Genomic DNA, 1,015 nt, shown 5'->3' on the forward strand with positions numbered 1-1,015 from the left:
CCCGCCCCCGGCCCCGGGCGGGCGTCTACCGTTCCCCGCGCCCGCCCTCGCTCACCCCGCGCAGGTACGTCCCGAGCCGGGCGATGGCCGAGGGGTTGCGCGGGCTCTCGACCAGATCGACGTAGTCGAGGACGAAGATCTGCCGGTTCTTGACCGCCGAGACGTTCCGCAACGGCCCGTACGACAGCAGGAACTTCCTCTTCCGCTCGGCGCTCACGTCCCCGTAGTCGCAGATGACGATGACGTCCGGGTCCCGCTCGACGACGCTCTCCCACCCCACGGTGGTCCAGGAGTCCGCCACGTCGTGCATGACGTTGACGCCGCCCGCCTCGCTGATGATCTGCTCGGGCGCGGCGAACCGGCCGGAGGTGAAGGGCTGTTCCTCCCCGCTGTCGTACAGGAACACCTTCGGCCGCTCAGCCCCCTGGGGCGCCCCGGCCCGCACGGCGGCGACCTCCTCCTTGAACTCGGCGACGAGCGAGGCCGCCCGCTTCTCCACCCCGAACAGCTTCCCCAGGTTGGTGAGGTCGGTGTACAGCGCCTCCAGCGGCGGCATGATGCCCCGCGAGGTGTCCGTACGGCCGTTGCGGCAGGACTCCGTGAGGACGTACGAGGGTATGCCGAGCGTCTTCAGCGCCTGCGGGGTGAAGCCGGCCTCCTCGCGGAAGCCGTAGTTCCAGCCGGCGAAGACGAAGTCGCCGCGCGCGTCGAGGACGTTTTCCTTGGTTAGCTGGTCCTTCGACAGCCACGCGACCTTGTCGTATCCGCCCTTCCAGGGCACCCCGTTCAGGTCGCCCTTGTCGTCGGGCATGGCGAACCCGGCCATCCGGTCCTCCAGCCCCAGCGCGAACATCAGCTCCGTGATCCCCACGTCATTGGTGACCACCCGCTCCGGGATCTTGTCGTACGTCACCTTCTGCCCGCAGTTGGTGAGCGTGACGGAGGAGGCAGGCCCGCCCCCGCCCGCCTCGACCGTCGCCCCGCACCCGGTGGCGGCGACGGTCGAGGCGGGCGG

The 1,015-nt window shown here is 70.2% G+C and carries 1 protein-coding gene; it reads right to left on the reverse strand.

The features are described 5' to 3' along the window. Positions 1-25: 25 nt before the first annotated feature. Positions 26-1,015, reverse strand: a 990-nt coding sequence (locus AOK15_RS40955) for an ABC transporter substrate-binding protein (RefSeq protein ID WP_055524315.1), incomplete at its 5' end; no start/stop codon positions are given.

Source organism: Streptomyces ossamyceticus (assembly GCF_001418475.1).
GTDB lineage: Bacteria > Actinomycetota > Actinomycetes > Streptomycetales > Streptomycetaceae > Streptomyces > Streptomyces ossamyceticus.